The following is an 18,205-nucleotide window of genomic DNA, read 5'->3' on the forward strand; positions in this document are numbered from 1 at the left end:
CACCCTACTTATTTTTTACTGGCCGCACCGTCAATGGTGGTCAGGGTTGCTGCGACAACCTTTTCAAGCGACTGATTAATATCGACAACCAGTACATCGTGCTCATCACTACCCGGTTCTTCCAGCGTGGCAAACTGAGTCACCAGCATCTGGGGCTTAAAGAAGTGCCCTTTGCGCGCGCGCAGGCGCGACTCAATGGTATCGAAGTCACCTTTCAGATAAACGAAAGAGAGGTTGCTGTTACCCTTGCGCAAAATATCGCGATAACTTTTTTTCAGCGCCGAACAGACGATCAGTGAAACATCATTGGTGCGCTGCATGGCAAACGCGGCATCATTAATCGATTCCAGCCACGGGCGGCGGTCATCATCGTTCAGCGGATGGCCCGCCGACATTTTTTCAATGTTGGCACGCGGATGCAGGAAGTCGCCATCGAGGAAGGCTGCGTTAAGCTGATGTGCAACGGCATTGGCAACGGCAGACTTGCCGCTTCCGGATACACCCATCAGTACAAAGACATGATTAGGCGATGAATGAGTGGTCATTATTGTGGCTCCGGCAGAGGGGTAGCAGATGAATCAGTCATTTTGTTATCGGTAACATTGTCTGGATGTGCATTGATTATGGCAACAGCCACGGCGGAAAAAGCTGGTAAATGTGAGGTGCTTCAAAAAATCAGCAGATTCAGACAGGAGGTGGCACAAAGCGACAAGTCAGACGCGGGCAACAGCGTGCCCGCCGGTGATCAGATACTGCCGCCGGACAGGATGGTAAAACCAACGTCCACCGGGGACGGATCGGTGACCTCACCACGAATACGCGCCAGCAGCAGCCTGGCGGATGCCTGTCCCATCTCCTCGCGGGGCGTCTGTACCGTGGCCAGCGGCGGATTCACCACATGAGCAATATCATGGCCGTGGAAACCAGCGATGGCCATCTGCTGCGGTACCTGTAGCCCCTGACGCTGACACTCGAACATCGCGCCGACCGCCAGGTCATCGTTGGTACAGAACAGGCTGTCGGTCTGCGGATAGTTTTTCTGCGCCTCGCACATCAGCATCGCCCCGGCGGAAAACGACGACGCCGCTTCCATCATCACGCTGCGCGGCTCCAGCCCGGCTTCCGTCATCGCCAGGCGATAGCCCTGCTCTTTTTGCAGGGTACGCTCATCCAGGCGTGCGCCAAGATACACGGTATGGCGATGGCCTTTTTGCAGAATGGCATGGGTCATCTGCCGGGCCGCCTCAACGTTATCAAAGCCGACCGCCATATCCAGGCAGGGCGAGACAGAGTCCATCATCTCTATCACCGGGATACCGGCCGTTTCGATCATTCGCAGGCTGGCCGCCGTGTGGGTGCGTTCGGTGAGGATCAGCCCGTCAATATTCCAGCCCAGCAGAGAGCGCAGCTGTAGTTCTTCTTTTTCGGCACTGTAGCCAAAGTGGCCCACCAGCGTCTGATAACCCGCCGCATCGGTAACCGTTTCAATCCCGCGTAGCACATCAGCAAAGACCTGATTGGTCAGGGAAGGCAGCAGCACGCCGATCGCCCGGCTGGTAGCGTTGGAGAGCATGTCAGGTGCGCGATTAGGGATATAACCCAGCTCATCTAACGCAGCCGCAATCTTGCCCTGCAGCGCGGCAGAGACCTGATCGGGGTGGCGCAGATAGCGGCTGACGGTCATTTTGGTGATACCGACGCGATCGGCAACATCCTGTAGTACCGGTCTTTTTTTCTTCATCAGACTTCAGCTAGTGGGGACAGAATTACGCTGAGTGTAACAAAACTGGAGGGAAAAACGACAAAGGGGCGATCGTCTCGCCCCTTAAAGTGTGACACGGGTTGTCTTTAAACCGGTGGCAGGTCGAACAGCAGGATCTCAGCGTCGCTGCTGGCGGCGACTGACAGCGATTTTTCATCCCAAATGGCAAAGGCGTCAGAGGTGGTCGCCGCCTCGCCGTTGACGGTGACATCCCCCTTCACCACCTGGATCCAGATGCGGCGACCGTCTGCAATATCCACGCTCCCCTGCTCGTCCGCTTTCAGCGCCCAGCGCGACAACGTCATATCCTGGAACACCTTCAACGATCCGTCGCGGGCATCCGGTGACAGCACCAGCTGGCGGCCCTGCACATCGTCAAAACGGCGCTGCGCGTAACGCGGTTCAATGCCGGTTTTTTCCGGGATAATCCAGATCTGGTACAGATGCAGCGGAACGTCTTTACTGGCGTTGTACTCAGAGTGACGCACGCCGGTTCCGGCGCTCATAATCTGGAACTCACCCGCCGGGATCTGCTCTTTGTTACCCATGCTGTCCTGGTGCTCAACGGTACCGGACAGGACATAGGTCAGAATTTCCATATCTTTATGGGGATGCGTACCAAACCCCTGACCGCCGTCGATCACATCTTCGTTAATCACCCGCAGTGCCGAGAAGCCCATAAAGTTGGCGTCGTAGTAATCGGCAAAAGAAAAGGTGTGGTAGCTGTCCAGCCAGCCATGATTAGCATGACCGCGATCTTGTGCTTTGCGTAAGTAAATCATATTCAATTCTCCTCAACGTTTTGACACAGTCTGGACCTCTGACGCTGCGGATGATAGCGGAGAAAATTGTCTCCTCTGTTCAAAAATTTCGATGTAAAAGCGAGGGAATAAACAGAGGTATTGCAGAATCGGTATCTTGCAGGCAAAAAAAAAGCCAGCACCCGTGCTGGCTAAGAAATACTGAAGCAATGTGAGCAATGTCGTGCTTTCCCAGTCGGTACCGGAGGTACTCCTGAAAACGCATGACAATAATAATCATTATCATTCGCACTTGTAAAGTCATTTCCTGATTATTTTTTGCTTGATTTATCGCCGAAAAACCCTGATTTTCAAAGGGAATCCAACCCTCAGGGAGAGTGACTATGAGTGAGATTATCGTACGACATGTGGTACCCGACGACGCGGTAGCCCTGCATCAGCTTTACAGCCAGCCGGAAACCTTTGCCGATACGCTACAGCTCCCTCACCCCTCGCTGAAAAAGTGGCAGGAACGTCTCGCTTCCGTGCCGGACGGAATGCACATGCTGGTCGCCTGTATCGACAACATGGTGGCAGGCCAGGCCACGCTGGAAGTGAACTCCCGCGCCCGCCGCCGGCATACCGCGACTTTTGGCCTGGGCGTGGACGCACGCTATCGCGGCAAGGGAGTGGCAAAGGCCCTGATGAGCAACCTGATCGACCTGTGTGATAACTGGTTAAACGTGGAACGCATGGAGCTGACGGTCTTTGCCGACAATCAGGCAGCTATCGGGCTTTACCAGCTGTGCGGTTTTGAAACGGAAGGTCTCGCCCGCCGCTATGCAGTACGTCACGGTAAGCAGGTCGATGCCCTCTATATGGCGCGCTTCCGGCCGTAACCCGCAGGGGAGCGCTTCTGCCCTCCCCGCTTCACGTCAGATGTGGATGGTTTTGACTTTACCACGGCGCTCTATTTTCAGCGTCAGCTGCCCGCCCGGTGTATCAGCCAGCGCGCGGCGGAGCGCATAAATCTCTTCAGGCCGTACCGGACGACCGTTGACCCTGAGCAGCACGTCACCGTTTTGCAGGCCAAAGGGGTGTAACGCGGCGGGCGGATTGGAATACAGCTCAACCCGTCTGGCGTGGAAGCGCACGGCCAGCACCCGCAGCGGCGCGGGCTCATCCCGGGTAAAATGCTGCTCCCGATAGCAAAACTGCATTTTGTCGGGCATAAACAGGTAGCGGTCGAAACGCGCCAGAAAGTTCATCCCCAGCCCCAGCGCCCCCTGCTTATTTTCACGCACCAGCATTTTACCCAGTGGTATCTGGTTAAAGCGCAGGCCACCAAGCAGATAGCCATCGCTCACGCTTTCGCCGTCTAACCCCAGCACGGGCTGATTAATGCCGGTCAGAACGGCACTTTCCGGACGTTCGCGACTGACATTAATCATTTCCGCCCCGATATAGCTGTAGTCGGTCCCGGTATTGATTGTCATATGCACCGGCCGCTGGTGGTAGTCCAGCACCAGCTGCGGTCCGGCGGCATCGCCGTCGCGGTAGGGCACGCAGGCGGGATAATCCAGCTCCCCCGGTGTCTGCTGCCACACGGTGAGGAGCTGCTTCAGGTTATCGACCTGCCAGGTAAACTGGCGAAACACATCCATGCCAAGAATACCGTCGATATTGACCCCGGTTGCCTGCGTCAACGCACTGAGATCTGCACCCAGCCAGGGGGTGCTCGCAGGTAGCACCGCATCGCCAATGCCCATCGCCAGCGGCCGCCAGACCTGAAGCCCCTGCTGATCCAGGGTCCCCCCTGCGCTGCGGATACCGGCGGCAAGAATTTGCTGGTACAGCAGCGGGATCTGCTCAGCGGGCTCTCTCTGCGTCAGCTCACTTGCCAGCAGATTATCCACCACCAGCGTATTAATTCCGGTATCCAGCAGAAAGTGGTACAGCCTGCCACGGATAGTGACCGGAATGATTAACGCATCGGCGCGAACGGGGACCGTTAACAGGGGAAGCGATGGCGGAACAGGCGCGTGGGCAGGGTCAGCCAGAGCCGGTGATGCCGCAATAAATAATGCCGCGACAGCGGTAAAGACCAACGCAGAGTACTTCATAACATTCCTTGTAATACGACATCCTCAGTTCCCATGGCGCGGACGACATGGCGTGTTGTGCCGCCACAATGTACGGGAAAAGGGAGATAAAATGAGGGATAAACGTGCTGATAACGGTCATCAGCGGCGATGTGCCGTAAAAATGCAAAAAGCTGCATTGTCTCTACCGACTTCAGGTGCGCTGGAAAAGGTTTTTTTGAGGTTTTTATGAGGTTATCGCTGCGTATTGTTAACGAAATGTTGGTGATAAGGTGTTCCTGACGTCTTTTCAGCCTGATGACATCGGCAAACTTAACAATAAAGGCATAACAATCATGAGCTTAAAAATCGAAAACTCGTTTCACGGTAAGGTTTATGTGGTCACCGGCAGCACGCAGGGCCTGGGTGCTGCCGTTGCCCGCTTACTGGCAGAGCGCGGTGCTCGTGGGCTGATACTCTGTGGCCGCAATCAGCAGGCAGGGGCGGCCCAGGTCAGGTCTCTGCAGTCACTGGGGTGTGAAGCCCGGTTTGTCACCGCCGATATCAGCGAACCCGAGGCCTGCGAGCGCGTCATTGCAGAAGCCGCCACGCACTTCGGGACGCTGCATGGTCTGGTTAACTGCGCGGGCATGTCCGACCGTGGCACCATTATCGACACCTCCCCCGCGCTGTTCGACGCGATCTTTGCCGTCAACGTTCGGGCCCCCTTCTTCCTGATGCAGGCAGCAATCAAGCTGATGATTGCCAGCGATGTTGAAGGCAGCATCGTCAATATCATTACCATGACCTCCCACGGCGGACAGAGTTTCCTCACGCCTTATGCGGCCTCGAAAGGGGCACTGGTGACCCTGACCAAAAATGTCGCTTTCAGCGCGATGCGCAATCGCATCCGCGTCAACGGGCTGAACATAGGCTGGATGGATACGCCGCATGAGGATGATATTCAGAAACAGTACCATCAGGCCGGTGATGACTGGCTGGAAAAAGCCGAGCGTGCGCAGCCGTTTGGTCGCCTGCTGAAACCCCGGGAAGTGGCGCGCGGCGTGGCTTTTTTACTCTCAGAAGAGTCGGGAATGATGACCGGCGCGATCATCGACTTCGATCAAAACGTGGTGGGCTGCGGTGATGACGGCGCGCTGCAACCTCAGCATAAACTGGCCCTGTAAGGAGCGGAAAATGAACACACTTTATCTGTCTGAAAAACAGCTGTCGGTGGATGAGTTTGCCACCGTCTGTGAGCAGACCACGCAGTTGAGAGATTTCCCGCTGGCGCATAAAGCCGAGCTGGACGTGCTGATTTACCAGAGTGGGGAACTGGTAAACGCCGCCGCCGGCGATCGCCAGTCGGTCCTCAGCGAACTGCACCGTGCGCTCTCCTCCGGCCCCGGCGTCTTCGTGGTTAAAGGGTTGTTCAGCGATATCGCAGCGGTAGATCGCAGCAGCATGCTGTTTGAACAGATCCTGCTGAGTGAGTCGGAAAACAGTGCCGGCGGCGACCATTTTGCCGCGGCGGGGCATAACGGGCGCATCTGGAATGCGCTACAGAAAGTGGCGGAGCGCGATGCCGATGCCTTTATTGATTATTACTGTAACCCGCTGCTGGCGCTGATCTGCGAGAGCTGGGTCGGCCCGGGTTATACTCTTACCGCCCAGGTCAATCAGGTCCGCCCCGGCGGTAAAGCGCAGCAGCCGCACCGCGATTATCATCTTGGTTTTCAGAGTAATGAACAGGTGGCGCGTTTCCCCCTGCCGCTGCAGATCCTGTCACAGTATCTGACGCTACAGGGTGCCGTGGCGCACAGCGATATGCCGGTGGAGTCCGGTCCGACCCAGCTGCTGCCGTGGTCGCATCAGTACCAGGGGGGGTATCTGGCGTGGCGGGATGAAAGGTTTATCGAGTACTTCCGGCGTAACGCCATCCAGCTACCGCTGGAAAAAGGGGACGGGCTGTTCTTTAACCCGGCGCTGTTCCATGCGGCAGGCAGTAACCACACCCATGACCATATCCGCACCGCCAACCTGCTGCAGGTGTCGTCCGCGTTCGGTAAAACGATGGAAAAGGTTAATCATTGTAAGGTACTGCAACATCTCTACCCGGCGCTGCGCCTGCGCAGAATGTCAGAGGAAAAAATCAGCGCGGTGATAGCAGCAGCGGCGGAAGGCTACTCCTTTCCGACCAATCTGGATAGCGACCCGCCGGTTGGTGGCCTGGTGCCCCAGACCCAGCAGTCGCTGCTGGCGCAGGCGCTGCGGGAAAGCTGGACACCGACGCAGTTTAATCAGCGGCTTGAGGCGCATCAGCAGAAAAGACAGGCATGAGGGGGTAACGGGGCGACCGGATAAAAGGGTCGCCCTCATCGCATCAATACCCTGCGGTTAAATCATCAATGGTGCGCGGGTCGGACGCGCCATAACGCGTTCCGTCCGGCCCCAGCATTATGCTCTGGGTGCTGCCCATCGCCGACATCACTTTTACGTTCTGCCCTTTCTCACTCAGCAGCTTCAGCGTATCCGGGCTGAAGCCTTTCTCTACACGCAGCTGATCCGGCAGCCACTGGTGGTGAAAGCGCGGTGCACTGGTCGCTTCAGCGACGTTCATCCCGAAATCGATGCTGTTAACTACCATCTGCAGCACGGTGGTGATAATACGACTGCCGCCCGGGCTGCCGGTCACCAGCCAGGTTTTTCCGTCTTTGGCGATAATCGTTGGAGACATGGAAGAGAGCGGGCGCTTGTAAGGCTGGATTGCATTGGCTTCACCGCCCACCAGACCGAAGAAGTTTGGCGTGCCCGGCCTGGCCGAGAAGTCATCCATCTCGTTATTCATCAGAATGCCGCTGTTGCCCGCCATGACTCCGCTGCCGAAGGTAGTGTTCAGCGTGTAAGTCACTGCCACTGCATTCCCGTCTTTATCCACCACCGAGAAATGCGTGGTCTGGTTGCTTTCATAGGGCGCAAGCTTGCCGGGTTTGATCTCTGCGGAAGGTCGCGCTTTCGCCAGGTCGATCTGCTTTGCCAGGGAAGACGCATAGGCTTTGCTGGTCAGGGCCTGCCACGGTACCTTAACAAACGCCGGGTCGCCCAGGTATTCGGAGCGGTCGGCATAGGCATATTTTTCTGCTTCTGCCATCACCTGAATGGCATCGGCGCTGCCAGAGCCCATTTTTGCCAGGTCAAAGTTTTCCAGAATATTGAGGATCTGCACAATGTGGATCCCGCCGGAAGACGGTGGTGGCATGGAGAAGACCTGATAGCCGCGATAGGTTCCGCTGATCGGCTTACGCTCGATCGCCTGATAGTTTGCCAGGTCAGCCTTGCCGATCAGGCCGCCGTGCTGCTGCATTTCCCCCGCGATCTCATCGGCAATTTTTCCCTTGTAAAAAGCATCCGGCCCCTGCTGCGCAATCAGTTCGAGGCTGCGCGCCAGGTTGCGCTGCACCAGTTTCTCCCCTTTCCGGTACGGCGTACCGTCGGCTTTAAAGAAGATCGCTTTGCTGTTCGGGTGTGCCAGCAGCACCTCTTTGCCATACACATTCAGGTCATCGGCCAGCGCTTCATTCACCACAATGCCCTTGCGCGCCAGCGTCAGCGCCGGCTGGATCAAGGTACTGAGCGGCAGGGTGCCGTATTTCTGGCTCGCCAGCGAAAAGCCCGCGACGGTCCCCGGCACGCCGGAGGCCAGATGCGAGGTCAGGGATTTTTTGCTGTCCGCATTTCCGGCGCTATCCAGGAACATGTCGCGGCTGGCCCGCACCGGGGCCATTTCACGGAAATCAATGGACGTAGTGTTACCGGAGGCGGTACGCAGCAGCATAAAACCGCCGCCGCCGAGGTTACCCGCCTGCGGATGCGTGACCGCCAGCGCATAGCCGACGGCAATGGCCGCATCGACCGCGTTACCGCCCTGCTTAAGGATTTGCACCCCCACTTCCGTCGCAGTGGCATCCACCGAGGCCACCATACCGTGCTGTGCCTTGACCGGATGGAAAGTATCTGCCCCGACGCCGTAGGAAACGGGTGGCACCGCTGGCGCGGCTCCCGCCCCCTGCCACACCAGTAAACCGGCGAACAGCGACCACGACAGGCGTTTCCGCATAGCTTGTGTCATCATTGTTACATCCTTTAATTATATTTACGTTATGTTTGCCATTGATAAATAGACACAAAACGGGATGAATTGCTAATGCTAACGCAAATCAGGAGCACTCCTGGAGTGGAGGATGTAGAGCTGGCTTACACTTAAGGGAGTAACACGGAGGACGTAAAATGAAAATGAAATGGTTAGTGATTATGGTCGCAGCACTGCCGTTAACCGGCATGGCCAACATGTTGAATAACAACAGCAACACGAATAATGATCCCCAGCAGCAGGGGTATAACCCGAGCACTCAGCGTCTGAAACAGGATATGCAGAATCAGCAATCACAGCAGAAGCTCAAGCTGCAGCAGGATCAGCAGCGCCAGCAGCAGGATTTGCAGCGTAAAATGCAGGAGCAGCGCGACAGCGCCGCCCAGCGCACCAGCAATGGACAAGTGAAGCCGTTGCAGCAGAATTGATTCTGACAGCGATCACCACAGGGGCAGCGGGAAAAAAAGCAGTCCTCTGAGGACGACCGGAATAGACTCTCTCCCGGGGCGGGCCGAAGCGCTGGCCCGCCCTTTTCGTTAACGAAAATCCGGCCCGATGATATCAATACGATCGGTGCAGATGGCGTCCACGCCCCACTGCAACAGTTCACGCGCCCGCGCGGGCCTGTTGACGGTATAAACCAGAATCCGCAACCCGGCCTCTTTCAGCACGGCGACGCGCGCCTCATCCAGCAGTTTATGATTGAGATGGATCGACGTACAGTCCAGCGCCTGCGTCATCGCCAGCCAGTTCTCGTCCCAGCTGTCGAGCAGTAAACCGCGCGGTAGCTCGGGTGCCGCCTGCTGCGCGGCCTCCAGCGCCCGGTATGAAAACGAAGAGAGCAGCGGGGCCTCCTGATTTTCCCACATCACGCGGGCGGCCTGCGCCACCCGCCGGCCGGTGTCCACGTCCAGCCCTGGGGTCGGTTTAATTTCGATATTCGCCATCATCTGATGCTGCCTGCAGCGCGCGGCCACGTCCGCCAGCAGCGGCAGGCGTTCGTCACTGAACGCATGACTGAACCAGCCGCCGGCATCAAGCTGCACCAGCTTATCCCATGGCTGTTCGCCCGCCAGACCCCAGCCGTTACTGGTGCGGTCGAGGGTATCGTCATGCAGCAGGAAGATCGCGTCGTCCTGCGACAGTTTGACGTCAAACTCAATCATCCGGTGCCCCAGCTGCGCACCGATATCGATAGCCGCCAGCGTATTTTCCGGCGCCAGTTTCCCACCGCCGCGATGGGCGACAATCGCCGGGTATGGCCAGGTTTTATTCATTATTCGATCCGTTGTCCATTATGATCAAAGAAGTGTAACGCCTGCGGAGGAACCTGTAACCACAGCGTGCTGCCCCGCTCAGGGCGCACCGAGTGCGGCAGACGTACCACCATTTTATTCTTACCCCAGCGGCCGTGGGCGAGGTTGTCCGCACCGAGCATCTCCAGTAACTCCACCACCAGCGGAATGCCGCCGTCATGCTGTGTAGAGAGCTCAATATGCTCCGGGCGGATCCCCATCGTCAACGGGCGGTCCGCCCATTTTGCTTTCGGCACTGTCAGCGGCAGCGCCATGCTGTCACTCAGCGTAAAGCGTGTACCGTCAGCATTCATCTGCCCTTCCAGCAGATTCATCGCCGGGGAACCGATAAAACTGGCAACGAAGCGCGTGGCCGGACGCTCATAAATTTCAACCGGTGTTCCCAGCTGCTCCAGTACGCCCTTATTCATCACCATCACGCGCTGTGCCAGGGTCATCGCCTCCACCTGGTCGTGGGTGACGTAAAGACTGGTCGTGTTCAGGCGGCGGTGCAGCTGCTGCAGCTCAAGACGCATCTGCACGCGCAGACGCGCATCAAGGTTCGACAGCGGCTCATCAAACAGAAACACCGCTGGCTCCCGCACGATAGCGCGTCCCATTGCCACGCGCTGGCGCTGGCCGCCGGAGAGTTCACGCGGGCGGCGTTTCAGCAGCGCTTCCAGCTCCAGGCTGCGTGCTGCCTCCAGCACGCGCTGGCGGATCTGTTCTTTGCCCATGCCACGGATTTTCAGGCCCCAGGCCATATTCTCTTCCACGCTCATATGCGGATAAAGCGCGTAATTCTGGAACACCATAGCGATACCGCGATCTTTTGGCTCCTCTTCGGTCACCCGCCGCGTGTCGATGTAAATATCGCCGCTGGTGACGCGCTCCAGCCCGGCGACCATACGCAGCAGCGTGGATTTCCCACAGCCGCTGGGCCCGACCATCACCATAAACTCACCGTCGCGGATCGAGACATCGAGCGGCTGGATGATCGGCGTGACGCCATCGTAGGATTTAGTTACTGCCTGAAGTCTTACACCTGCCATCGTTATTTCTCACTCTCAACCAGACCGCGAACAAAGGCGCGCTGCATCACTAAAACAATCACTACCGGTGGGATCAGCGTGAGGATCATTGCTGCCATCACCAGGTTCCATTGGGTTGCCGCATCGCCGGAGGCAATCATGCTGCGGATGCCCGCGACAGCCGTGCCCAGTTTGCTGTCGCTGACAATCAGCAGCGGCCACATGTACTGGTTCCAGCCATAGATAAAGGTGATCACGAACAGCGCCGCCAGATTGGTTTTTGACAGCGGCAGCACGATGTCCCAGAAGAAGCGCATCGGGCTGGCACCATCAATACGCGCCGCCTCCATCAGTTCATCCGGCAACGTCATAAAGAACTGGCGAAACAGGAACGTCGCCGTTGCAGACGCCATCAGCGGCAGGGTTAAGCCACTGTAGCTGTCGAGCATATTGAGGTCGGCAATCACATCCACCGTCGGAAAAATACGCACTTCAACCGGCAGCATCAGCGTGATAAAGATCATCCAGAAGAACAGGTTGCGCAGGGGGAAGCGGAACCACACCAGCGCAAATGCTGACAGCATGGAAACGGTGATTTTGCCGGTGGTGATCGCCAGCGCCATAAACAGGCTGTTCATCAGCAACGTGCTGAAAGGCGCACTGTTTTGTCCGACACCGTGGGTCCAGATGCTGGCAATATTTTCCCACAGATGGGTACCGGGGATCAGCGGCATCGGCACCTGAAACACCTGCTCCGTACTAAGGGTAGCGGCAATAAACGCCACATACAGCGGGAACAGCACGGTGAGGATACCGAGGCCCAGCAGGGTATGGCTGAAAATATCCAGCCCGCGTCGGTTTTCGATCATTGGTAGCGCACCTTTTTCTCGACATAGCGGAACTGGATCACCGTCAGAATAATCACCAGCACCATCAGTACCACGGACTGCGCCGATGACGAGGAGAGATCCAGACCGGCAAAGCCTTCGCGGTAAATTTTATAAATCAGCGTGGTGGTGGCCTGCACCGGCCCGCCGCCCGTAGCGGCATCGATCACCGGGAAGGTATCAAAGAAGGCATACACCAGGTTAACCACCACCAGGAAGAACCCGACGGGGGCGATCAGCGGCAGCGACAGGCTGAAGAAACGTCGCACCGGCCCTGCCCCGTCAATGGCTGCAGCTTCGACCAGAGATTTGGGGATCGACTGCAAAGCGGCAAAGAAGAACAGGAAGTTGTAGCTCATCTGTTGCCAGATGGACGCCAGCACCACCAGAAACATCGCCTGGCCGCTGTTTTGCGCGTGGTTCCAGCTGTACCCCATCAGCCCCAGGAAATGGGTGATCAAACCGAGGCCCGGACTGAACAGAAACATCCACAGCACCGCCGCCACCGCCGGAGCCACCGCATAAGGCAGCAGCATCAGCGTCTGGTAAAAGCGTTTGAGGCGCAGCACATAGTCGACCATCGCGGCAAACAGCAGGGAGACCACCAGCCCAATCACGGTAACCAGGCTACTGAAGACGATGGTGGTCCAGAACGAGTCCAGGTAATAAGCATCGCTGAACAGGCGGGTAAAATTTTCCAAGCCAACAAAGGTGCTGGAAATGCCAAACGGATCGACATTCTGTACCGAGTACCACAGCGCTTCCCCGGCGGGCCAGAGGAAAAAAACGATGGTGATGATCAGCTGAGGCAGTACCAGCAGGTAGGGCAGCGCTTTCGCGCGAAAGACGGGACGGGGTTGGGACATAGCGGTTTATCTCGTGCGAAAAACGTTGCAGGGGCCAGCCGTTGTTCTGGCCGGCCCTGGCGGGCGGGTCAATGACCCGCCCGACACATCCTATCGGGTTTGCTGTTCAAAACGGCGCAGCAGCAGATTGCCACGCTCAACGGCGCTGTCCAGAGCCGCCTGCGGGGTTTTCTTACCGGTCCAGACGCTTTCCAGCTCCTCATCCACTACGGTACGGATTTGAGGCATATTGCCCAGGCGCATCCCTTTGGTGAACGGCAGTGGATCTTTATTCAGCATCTGACGGGTGGCAATGTCAGCGCCGGGGTTCTTGTCGTAGAAGCCCTGCTGTTTGGTCAGCTCATACGCGGCGGTGGTAATCGGCAGATAGCCGGTTTTCTGGTGCCATTCCGCGGCAATTTCTGGTTTGGCCAGGAACTGCATGAATTTAGCCACGCCTTTATAAGTGTCGGCATCTTTGTTCTTCATGACCCACAGGCTGGCACCGCCGATAATAGCGTTCTGAGGGGCATTCGGCACGGTGGCATCGTACGGCATCATACCAACACCGTAGTTAAATTTGGCATGGCTGCGGATATCGGCCAGTGAGCCGGAAGACGCGGTGGTGATGCCGCAGTCGCCGTTATAAAACTTGGCGGTGGACTCGTCTTTACGACCAAAGTAGGTGAAATCACCCTTCTTATTCATCTCTTCCAGCAGGGCAATATGGCGCACCTGCACCGGCTTATTGAATTCCAGCACCGCATCAGTGCCGTCGAAGCCGTTGTTTTTCGTGGCGACCGGCAGACCGTGCCAGGCGCTGAAGTTTTCAATCTGGATCCAGCCCTGCCAGCCGCTGGCGTAACCGCAGGTCATGCCTGCTTTACGCAGGGCTGCAGAGTATTTCGCCAGATCCTGCCAGGTTTTTGGCGGCTGCTCAGGGTCAAGACCGGCTTTTTTGAAAGCGTCTTTGTTGTAGTACAGCACCGGGGTGGAGCTGTTGAACGGCTGGGAGATCAGTTGACCGTTGGCGTCACTGTAGTAGCCTGCCACTGCCGGAACAAACTGCTTAGGATCCATCGGGATCCCCGCGTTTTTAAACACTTCGTTGACCGGGACAATCGCCTTCGAGGACATCATGGTCGCCGTACCCACTTCGTACACCTGTAAAATCGCGGGTGCTTTACCCGAGCGGATCGCCGCAATACCGGCAGACATGCTCTGCTCGTAGTTACCTTTATAGGTCGGGACGATTTTATAGTCAGGGTTTTCAGCATTAAAGCGGGTGGCCAGCGAGTTAACTTCCTCGCCCAGCGCGCCTTCCATTGAGTGCCAGAACGGGATCTCAGTGGCGGCCAGTGCGCTGGCGCTGAAGGTCAGACCCAGTACCACGCTAATTGCGGTGTGACGAAATGCGAATGATGACATGTCGGTTTCCTGTACCCGGTATTGTAAAGCGCGATATCGCGCATTCTGTTATTCGGGAGGTAACATGACACGCGAAAATGACAGAAAAATAACGGGTTTATGACAGAAGGGTGACAGCAAGGTGACGGCGGAGGGAGGTGAGTTCGTGGCAGGCGTTGATACAGGTGTGGCTAAAAAATAACCAGAGTGAAGGGCCAGCCAGAAAAAGGGGCGGCCCGGGTCAGGTTGTTGCAGGGGCGGCCCCTCTTTTGCGGGCCGCCCACACGATTAACCGCCTAAATACGCGCTGCGTACCGCTTCATTGGCTAACAGCGCGGCACCGGTATCCTCCAGCACCACATGACCGTTTTCGAGCACGTAGCCCCGGTCGGCCAGCTTCAGCGCCTGGTTGGCATTCTGCTCGACGAGGAAAATCGTCATGCCTTCCTTACGCAGCTGCTCAATGGTGTCGAAGATCTGCTGGATAATGATCGGTGCCAGCCCCAGCGACGGCTCGTCCAGCAGCAGCAGGCGCGGCTGGCTCATCAGCGCACGACCAATGGCCAGCATCTGCTGCTCACCGCCCGACATCGTGCCTGCACGCTGCACCCGGCGCTCATAGAGGCGCGGGAACAGCTCGTAGACACGTTTGATACGCTGCTGGTACTGCTGGCGTTCGGCAAAGAAGCCGCCCATCGCCAGGTTCTCATCCACCGTCATACGTGAGAAGACGCGGCGGCCTTCCGGCACAATCGCTATCGCCTCGCGCATAATGCGTGCCGTCTGCCAGTCGGTGATGTCTTTACCGTCGAAGGTAATCGATCCCTCCGTGGCGCGCGGCTCTCCGCACAGGGTGCCGAGAATGGTGGTTTTACCCGCGCCGTTTGCCCCGATCAGGGTCACAATTTCCCCCTGATTGATATGCAGACTGACGTTGTGCAGCGCCTGGATTTTGCCGTAGTGCGTGCTGATATTATTCAGGGAAAGCATTGCCTGACTCATATTATGCTTCTCCCAGGTAAGCGCGGATCACGTCCGGGTTGTTACGGATCTCGTCCGGCGTGCCGTTAGCCAGCGGCGTTCCCTGGTTAACCACGTAAATACGATCGGAAATACCCATGACCAGTTTCATATCATGTTCAATCAGCAGGACCGAGACGTTGTGCTGGTTGCGCAGTTCGGCAATCAGTTCATCCAGCTCGTGCGTTTCTTTCGGGTTCAGGCCCGCCGCCGGTTCATCCAGCATCAGGATCTCCGGCCGCGTCACCATACAGCGGGCGATCTCCAGGCGGCGTTGCTGACCGTAGGCGAGGTTTCCGGCCTGACGGTTGGCCAGCGCCAGCAGTCCAACGCGATCCAACCAGGTGGCGGCCCTGTCCAGCGCTTCGCTTTCTGCCTTACGGAAGGCCGGGGTTTTTAACAGGCCAGAAAACACGCCGCTTTTCAGGTGCTGATGCTGGGCGACCAGCAGATTTTCAATGACCGTCATTTCACGGAACAGGCGCACGTGCTGAAAGGTTCGCACAATGCCCATGCGGGCAATTTTCTGGCCCGGCAGCCCCGCCAGCTGCTTATCACCCAGCTGAATGGAGCCGCCAGTCGGGCGATAGAACCCCGTCAGGCAATTAAACACCGTGGTCTTTCCGGCCCCGTTGGGGCCGATAAGCGAAACAATTTCCTGCGGGCGCAGTTCCAGTTCCACGTTGTTGACGGCCAGCAGGCCGCCAAAACGCATCATCAGGCCATTGACGGCTAACAGAGGCTGAGTCATGCCTGCTCTCCTTTTTCCGCACTTTTTAACTTCAGATGCGGGCGTTTCATCGGCAGCAGACCCTGCGGACGCCAGATCATCATCAACACCATAAGACCGCCGAGCACCAGCATGCTGTATTCGTTAAGATCGCGCATCAGCTCGCGCGACACCACCAGCAGGATAGCCGCGAGGATAACCGCGAACTGCGATCCCATCCCGCCCAGCACGACGATCGCCAGCACAAAGGCTGATTCGGCAAAGGTGAAGGATTCCGGGCTGACAAAGCCCTGGCGTGCAGCGAACAGGCAACCGGCGAAACCGGCGAAGGCGGCACTGATGGTAAACGCCGTCAGCTTGATGCGCGTCGGGCTGAGTCCCAGCGAACGGCAGGCAATCTCATCCTCACGCAGCGCTTCCCACGCACGGCCCAGCGGCATCCGCAACAGCCGGTTAATCACAAACAGCGTGATCACCACCAGCAGCAGCGCCACCAGATACAGGAAGATAATACGGTCGCTGGGATCGTACTTGAGTCCAAAGAAGTTATGGAAGGTATCCCAGCCGCCATCGCGTGCGCTGCGGTTAAATTCCAGACCAAAGAGTGAAGGTTTCGGGATCTGGCTGATACCGTTTGGCCCACCGGTGATCTCGGTGTTATTAAGCAGCAGGATACGCACGATCTCACCGAAGCCGAGGGTCACAATCGCCAGGTAGTCACCGCGCAGGCGCAGCACCGGGAAACCCAGCAGCAGACCAAACGCGGCCGCCACCATGCCGGCCAGCGGCAGGCTCTGCCAGAAACCGAGGCCGTAGTAGTGATTCAGCAGGGCAAAGGTGTAAGCGCCGATGGCATAAAAACCGCCGTAGCCGAGTACCAGTAGGCCGGACAGGCCGACCACCACGTTCAGGCCCAGGCCCAGCATCACGTAGATCAAGGTCAGGGTGGCGATATCCACCGTGCCACGGGATACCAGAAACGGCCAAACCGCCGCCGCCACAATCAGCGCCAGCAGGAACAGTTTCTGTTTCGGTGTCGAGCCGTCAATCCCTGGCAGAACCAGCGACGGGCCGGAGACTTTTTTCAGGCTGCTCTGCACCAGCGGGCGCAGCAGCTGGAACAGAAATACCACGCCGCATCCCAGTGCAATCCAGTTCCAGCGCACCTCACCGGCGTTATTCACCACCAGTTTTGTGCCGTCAAGATCCAGACGCATCCCCATAAAGAATGCGGCCAGGATCAGCAGCATCAGCGACGAGATCACCGCATTCAGCAGGTTGAGCTTTTTCATACTTTCTCAACCTCCGGGCGACCGAGAATACCGGTAGGCATCACCAGCAGCACCACAATCAGCAGGGCAAATGACACCACATCTTTGTATTCCGTGCTGAGATAGGCAGAGGTCAGGGCCTCGGCAATCCCGAGAATCAAACCGCCGATCATCGCGCCTGGAATACTGCCAATCCCCCCCAGCACCGCGGCGGTAAAGGCTTTCATTCCGGCCATAAAGCCAATATAAGGGCTGATCACGCCGTAGAACTGGCCGAGCAGCACACCGGCCACCGCCGCCATCGCCGCACCGATTACAAAGGTCAGGGAGATCACCCGGTCAGTGTTAATGCCCAACAGGCTGGCCATCTTTAAATCTTCCGCACAGGCACGACAGGCACGGCCCATACGTGAATAGCGGATGAATATCGTCAGCGCCAGCATGGCAAGGAAGGTCACGCCCCAGATCACCATCTGCATGGTGGAAATGGTGGCGGCGAAGCCATTGCTTTCACCCAGCGTCCACTGCCCGGTCACCAGGCTTGGCAGCGCAAGGTCGCGCGAGCCCTGGGTCAGGCTGACGTAGTTTTGCAGGAAAATTGACATCCCGATCGCGGAGATCAGGGCAATCAGACGTTTGGAAGAGCGTACCGGCCTGTAGGCCACGCGCTCAATGCTCCAGCCGTAGCAGGAAGCGATTACCACAGCGACCACAAAGCCGCTGCCGATCAACAGCCAGCTGGCATCAATCCCCATCATCATCAGCGCAGCAATCACGATAAACGAGACATAGCTGCCGATCATATACACTTCGCCGTGGGCGAAGTTAATCATACCGATAATGCCGTAGACCATGGTGTAACCAATGGCGATCAGCGCATAGGTGCTGCCCAACGTCACACCGTTGAACATTTGCTGCAGAAAATAGAGAAACTGCTCGGACATACCTGAATACCTTACGAATACACCCACACTGAAAACATCAAC

General features: G+C 57.3%; 18 protein-coding genes. 4 read left to right on the forward strand and 14 right to left on the reverse strand.

The annotated features are described in order from the left end of the window. Positions 1 to 8: 8 nt before the first annotated feature. From gntK to ACZ3HG_RS11055, 3 genes are all read right to left on the reverse strand, one after another. Positions 9 to 545, reverse strand: coding sequence for a gluconokinase (gene gntK / locus ACZ3HG_RS11045; RefSeq protein ID WP_191934549.1), 537 nt, complete (start codon positions 543 to 545; stop codon positions 9 to 11). 200 nt (positions 546 to 745) lie between these two features. Then, positions 746 to 1,741 carry a gluconate operon transcriptional repressor GntR gene (gntR, locus tag ACZ3HG_RS11050; protein WP_191936719.1) on the reverse strand — a complete coding sequence of 332 codons (996 nt, stop codon included), beginning with the start codon at positions 1,739 to 1,741 and terminating at the stop codon, positions 746 to 748. A 107-nt stretch (positions 1,742 to 1,848) separates the two neighbouring features. Beyond that, complete coding sequence (locus tag ACZ3HG_RS11055; RefSeq protein ID WP_191936720.1) at positions 1,849 to 2,544, reverse strand: pirin family protein; 696 nt, start codon at positions 2,542 to 2,544, stop codon at positions 1,849 to 1,851. A 362-nt stretch (positions 2,545 to 2,906) separates the two neighbouring features. Here ACZ3HG_RS11055 and ACZ3HG_RS11060 point away from each other — a divergent pair, with 362 nt between their 5' ends. Further along, positions 2,907 to 3,401 carry a GNAT family N-acetyltransferase gene (locus ACZ3HG_RS11060; RefSeq protein ID WP_465332824.1) on the forward strand — a complete coding sequence of 165 codons (495 nt, stop codon included), beginning with the start codon at positions 2,907 to 2,909 and terminating at the stop codon, positions 3,399 to 3,401. 36 nt (positions 3,402 to 3,437) lie between these two features. Here ACZ3HG_RS11060 and ACZ3HG_RS11065 read toward each other — a convergent pair whose 3' ends face one another. Next, on the reverse strand, positions 3,438 to 4,625 hold the full coding sequence (locus tag ACZ3HG_RS11065) for a PDZ domain-containing protein (RefSeq protein ID WP_191936721.1): 1,188 nt from the start codon (positions 4,623 to 4,625) through the stop codon (positions 3,438 to 3,440). 314 nt (positions 4,626 to 4,939) lie between these two features. On the opposite strand from ACZ3HG_RS11065, the gene ACZ3HG_RS11070 reads away from it, so the two are divergent. Together ACZ3HG_RS11070 and ACZ3HG_RS11075 are read left to right on the forward strand one after the other, a co-directional pair. Continuing rightward, the gene (locus tag ACZ3HG_RS11070) at positions 4,940 to 5,770 is read left to right on the forward strand and encodes an SDR family oxidoreductase (protein ID WP_191936722.1); all 831 of its coding nucleotides are present in this window, start codon (positions 4,940 to 4,942) and stop codon (positions 5,768 to 5,770) included. A gap of 10 nt (positions 5,771 to 5,780) precedes the next feature. Then, positions 5,781 to 6,923, forward strand: a complete 1,143-nt coding sequence (locus ACZ3HG_RS11075) for a phytanoyl-CoA dioxygenase family protein (protein ID WP_191934543.1) — start codon at positions 5,781 to 5,783, stop codon at positions 6,921 to 6,923. Between the two features lie 43 nt (positions 6,924 to 6,966). On the opposite strand, the gene ggt is transcribed toward ACZ3HG_RS11075, so the two are convergent. Next, complete coding sequence (gene ggt / locus ACZ3HG_RS11080; RefSeq protein ID WP_191934542.1) at positions 6,967 to 8,715, reverse strand: gamma-glutamyltransferase; 1,749 nt, start codon at positions 8,713 to 8,715, stop codon at positions 6,967 to 6,969. A gap of 155 nt (positions 8,716 to 8,870) precedes the next feature. Here ggt and ACZ3HG_RS11085 point away from each other — a divergent pair, with 155 nt between their 5' ends. Then, positions 8,871 to 9,161, forward strand: a complete 291-nt coding sequence (locus ACZ3HG_RS11085) for a DUF2756 domain-containing protein (RefSeq protein WP_062747695.1) — start codon at positions 8,871 to 8,873, stop codon at positions 9,159 to 9,161. A 108-nt stretch (positions 9,162 to 9,269) separates the two neighbouring features. Here ACZ3HG_RS11085 and ugpQ read toward each other — a convergent pair whose 3' ends face one another. The 9 genes from ugpQ to livH all read right to left on the reverse strand — a co-directional run bounded on the left by ugpQ (position 9,270) and on the right by livH (position 18,163). After that, positions 9,270 to 10,010 carry a glycerophosphodiester phosphodiesterase gene (gene ugpQ, locus ACZ3HG_RS11090; RefSeq protein ID WP_191936723.1) on the reverse strand — a complete coding sequence of 247 codons (741 nt, stop codon included), beginning with the start codon at positions 10,008 to 10,010 and terminating at the stop codon, positions 9,270 to 9,272. Then, positions 10,010 to 11,080, reverse strand: a complete 1,071-nt coding sequence (locus tag ACZ3HG_RS11095; RefSeq protein WP_191936724.1) for a sn-glycerol-3-phosphate import ATP-binding protein UgpC — start codon at positions 11,078 to 11,080, stop codon at positions 10,010 to 10,012. Before ACZ3HG_RS11095 ends, ugpQ begins: the two co-directional genes overlap by 1 nt. 2 nt (positions 11,081 to 11,082) lie before the next feature. Beyond that, entirely contained in the window at positions 11,083 to 11,928 is an 846-nt protein-coding gene (gene ugpE, locus ACZ3HG_RS11100) for a sn-glycerol-3-phosphate ABC transporter permease UgpE (protein ID WP_062747702.1), read from the reverse strand. Further along, a complete protein-coding gene (gene ugpA / locus ACZ3HG_RS11105; protein ID WP_062747704.1) occupies positions 11,925 to 12,812 on the reverse strand; it encodes a sn-glycerol-3-phosphate ABC transporter permease UgpA in 888 nt (295 codons plus the stop codon). Before ugpA ends, ugpE begins: the two co-directional genes overlap by 4 nt. A gap of 90 nt (positions 12,813 to 12,902) precedes the next feature. Continuing rightward, positions 12,903 to 14,219 carry a sn-glycerol-3-phosphate ABC transporter substrate-binding protein UgpB gene (gene ugpB, locus ACZ3HG_RS11110; RefSeq protein ID WP_062747706.1) on the reverse strand — a complete coding sequence of 439 codons (1,317 nt, stop codon included), beginning with the start codon at positions 14,217 to 14,219 and terminating at the stop codon, positions 12,903 to 12,905. 267 nt (positions 14,220 to 14,486) lie between these two features. After that, a complete protein-coding gene (livF, locus tag ACZ3HG_RS11115) occupies positions 14,487 to 15,200 on the reverse strand; it encodes a high-affinity branched-chain amino acid ABC transporter ATP-binding protein LivF (protein WP_465332825.1) in 714 nt (237 codons plus the stop codon). Position 15,201: 1 nt separating this feature from the next. Next, the gene (gene livG, locus ACZ3HG_RS11120; RefSeq protein WP_191934536.1) at positions 15,202 to 15,969 is read right to left on the reverse strand and encodes a high-affinity branched-chain amino acid ABC transporter ATP-binding protein LivG; all 768 of its coding nucleotides are present in this window, start codon (positions 15,967 to 15,969) and stop codon (positions 15,202 to 15,204) included. After that, positions 15,966 to 17,240: a high-affinity branched-chain amino acid ABC transporter permease LivM gene (locus tag ACZ3HG_RS11125; protein ID WP_062747712.1), complete on the reverse strand. Its 1,275-nt coding sequence runs from the start codon at positions 17,238 to 17,240 to the stop codon at positions 15,966 to 15,968. The genes livG and ACZ3HG_RS11125 overlap by 4 nt, the downstream gene beginning before the upstream one ends. Continuing rightward, the gene (livH, locus tag ACZ3HG_RS11130; RefSeq protein WP_062747714.1) at positions 17,237 to 18,163 is read right to left on the reverse strand and encodes a high-affinity branched-chain amino acid ABC transporter permease LivH; all 927 of its coding nucleotides are present in this window, start codon (positions 18,161 to 18,163) and stop codon (positions 17,237 to 17,239) included. The genes ACZ3HG_RS11125 and livH overlap by 4 nt, the downstream gene beginning before the upstream one ends. Between the last annotated feature and the right edge of the window lie 42 nt (positions 18,164 to 18,205).

It is taken from the genome of Erwinia sp. PME.40.26/001 (assembly GCF_055556675.1).